The organism is Streptomyces wedmorensis (genome assembly GCF_000716445.1).
Lineage (GTDB): Bacteria > Actinomycetota > Actinomycetes > Streptomycetales > Streptomycetaceae > Streptomyces > Streptomyces wedmorensis.
Genome location: NZ_JNWK01000130.1, coordinates 1 through 3,435, shown reverse-complemented (window position 1 = coordinate 3,435; position 3,435 = coordinate 1). Strand labels below are relative to the sequence as shown.

Annotated in this window: 1 protein-coding gene; it reads right to left on the bottom strand. The window is 71.0% G+C overall.

Going from position 1 to position 3,435, the window contains the following annotated elements; genetic code table 11:
- Positions 1-3,435: hypothetical protein (locus OO54_RS46245; RefSeq protein WP_033212686.1), on the bottom strand; the 3,435-nt coding region annotated here is incomplete at both ends.

Sequence of the window (3,435 nt, the reverse complement as noted above, 5' to 3'; positions counted from 1 at the left end):
CGCCGGTGGCGCGCTGCTCGACCCTGGCGTCGAAGGCCGTCTCCAGCTGGGCGGCGCGCTCCAGGTCGCCGCGCTCGACGGCGGCCTTGACGCCGAGTTCGTGATGGTTGATCTCTTCCCAGGTGAAGCCGAGATCACGCAGCTGGCGGCGCTGGTCGAGCCGACTGGACTGTTCCAGGGAATCCAGACGCTGTTCGGAGCGCAGCTCGTCCAGGCGGGTCCGCAGCTCTTCACGCGCGGCGACGTGGTCGGGGGCGCTCTCGAGCCGCTCCCGCCAGGAGGCGATCTCCTCACGCGGCATGGCCATGTCTTGTGCCTGGCCGAACAGGTCCTCTCCCATCCGGTCCATCCGGCGCAGCACGTCACCGGTGTCGAAGGCGGCGGTGTCCGGGTCGGTGTCGGGGCTGGAGTCGAGGGAGTTGAGGGGATCGTCGCCGTCCGCCGGCCGGGTGGCGAGCAGTTCGGGCTTCTTGGCTTCGAACAGCTCCCACAGGCCACTCTCGTCGGAGAGGGTTTCGCCGCCGTCCTGGGTGCGGGTGGTCCACTGCGGGGCCAGTGCCTCGTTGAGGAATTCCAGCCGGTCGCCGATTCCTTCGCCGCCGTCGCGCAGCGCGGCCAGCCGTTCGGCCAGCTCGACGTCGCGCGCCGCGCGCAGTTCCTCCAGCCGCACCGCCCGCTCATCCACGATCCGCAGAACCTCGGCGAAGTCATTGCCGGCCCGGGCCTCTTCGATCCGCCCGCCGAAGGCGTCCCACTCCTGACGGCTCATGCCGGCCCGGTCGGCCTCACCGGCCAGATCACCCGCCGTCTGTTCGATGGTGCGCTGGAAATCGGCCTCGGACTTCGCCCGGGTGATGTCCACGGCCCATTGCCGGGCGACCTCCTGGAACGCGCCGAGGTCCTCCTGCCGCAGAGCTCGTTCCGCCCGCTGCGCGAACGCCTCCCGGTCCACCGGGTCCTGCAACGCCTCGTCCGCGGCCGTCCGCAGGCCCTCCAGCCTCTCGAAATTCATATACCGGGCGTTCCAGTCCCGGACCGTGGCGATCACGGCGCCGGTGTCCCCGTCCTGGACCGCACGCTCGTACCTGTCCTGCCAGTAGCTCTGCTCGCCCGGCGGCATGCCTCCCTCACCACCGTGGTGGGCCAGTGACCGGGCCAGGCTCGCAGCCCACACATCGTCGCGGCTCTCCACCACGGGGACGAGGCCGTCGAGTTCCCGCAGAGCCTGCTTGAACCGCTCCTTCGCACCGCCCTCGGCATCCGGCGCCAGCAACTCGTCCCTCAAACCCTGGCGCAGCCCCTCCTCCGAAGCGGTCGTCCCGTCCTCGTAGCGGGCGAGCTGCTCCCTGACCATCTGCGGGACCGGCGAGTCCGCATAGTCCTGCCCCAGCCCGTCGAGGACCTGCCGGACCTGGTCGACCAGGCCGGGCCCGTCCTCGTTCACCAGCAGGTCCAGTACCTCCAGCAGATCCGCGTCCCTCGCGGCATGCCGTTCCTGGAAGGCCTGGTACTCCTCGAGGGTCACACCCCGCGCCTGGGCCATCATCTGTTCGGCCTGGGCCGCACGCTCCGCCTGCTGTTGGGCGGTGGCCTCCTCCAGACGTCCCCAGAACTGCTCCACCAATGTGTCCGCGTCCTCGGGACGGCCCTCGGCCCACGCGTCGCGGATCTCCTTCATCATCCCGGCGTGCTCCTCGAAGGAGACACCCGCTTCCTCCGCCGCTCTGGCCAGAGTCTCCTGCTGGGTGAGTACGGTCGCCTCCGGCGACTCCAGCAGCACTTCAGGATCCGGCGAGCGGCCCTTGACCTGGTCCAGCTGCTGCTGCCACTCCCGCCCCGCCTCCCCCAGACTCTCCCCGTCCCGGCCACGGCCCGACCACGCCTCACTCAAACGCTCCGTCCAGGACCTGATCTCCCCCTCGGCCACACCTGCCACCCGGGCCTGCGTCACCAGCGCCTCGACCATCCGCAGATCCCCCGGCCCGACATCCAGCGGAACGCCCTCCGGCACCCCCGGCGCCTGCTCCAGCAGCGCCTCCAGATCCCCATCCACCAGGGCCCGGCCCTCCACCTCGGCGTCCACCGGCCTGTGCCCACCGGTGTCGGCGTCGCCGTCGCGCAGCGCCTGAAGCCGGGCGGCCAGCACCGCGTCCTGGCCGGCCGTGGTGTTCGCCGGCGACTCCATCAGCTCGTTGCGGGCGAGGATGAGATCCTGCGCGTCCGCGAGGCGGCCGTCACCGACCGCCCGCACGATCCGCTCCTCAAAGGAGTTCCACGCGACGTCATCGACACCTGCGTCCCGCGCGTCGGCCGCCGTGGGTATCTCCCGCGTCAGCGAACCGTCCAGCCGGGCCTTCGCCACGGCGTCCGGGCCCAGCCGCTGCATCAGCTCGCCATACGCACGTTCCAGCGCTCCGACATGAGCGTCCCGCGCCCCGGCGATCGCCTCGGCCGCCTCCATGTCACCCTTCGCGGCCGCCGCCTCATACCGCTCCGTATAGCGCCTCGCCTCCTCGGGCGACATCCCCAGCCGCAGAGCCTCCGCCTCCACCTGAACCGCACGGACCCGCCCCGGTTCGGACCCGACACCGTCCGGAACCCCCGGTGCCCGCTCCAGCAGCGCCTCCAACTCCCCCTCGGCCAAAGACCGGTACTCACCCTCCACATCCATGGGGCGCTCACCGTCACGCAGCGCCTCCACCCGCGCCGCCAGCGCCTCATCCACACCGGGGCGCGCACCCGCCGGCTCCTCACCCGAAGGCAGACCGCGCAGCGTCCCCTCCTGCGCCGACAGCAGCGTCTCCAGCGCACCGCTCTCCAGCAGCGCCGGCGCGTCCGCCAGACCGTGCTCCCCCATCAGCACGCCCAGCCTGACCTTCTGCGCATCAGTGAGTTCCTTCAGCGCCTCCACCAAAGGCAGGTCCCTGACCGAGTCCGGCAACTCCGGGAACGAGTCCATACCCGCCCGGAACGCCTCCACCACCGACCCGTCCGGCCCGTTCGACCGCTCCCGCGCGAGCAGCGGCTCTCCCACCGGCACCGCCGGCAGCATCTGGTCCAGCCAGTCACCGTCACCGACCGCCTCACCAGAGGGATCCCCGACCCTCTCGGGTACGGACTTACCGACCGCCTCCGGCGTTCCCACGCCGGACGAGAAGGGCTCCGGCGGCGGGCCGTCCCCGAGCCTGTACCCGTAGCGCTCCATGACACGGGCCAGCGTGCCGTCCTCGACGATCTCGTAGAATCCCTTGCCTAGCGAGTCGAGGCCGTGTCCGTTCGCCAACTCCACGAACTGCGGGAGCCGTTCATCGGTCATGGTGACGAAAACATCTGCCAGCCGTTCGTCCCCTCGGGCGGCAGACCCCAAGAACTCCGCCTTCGCGCCCTCGAGCGCAGCCAGGACCTGATCGTCGTACGGCCCGACCTTGTGCTGCG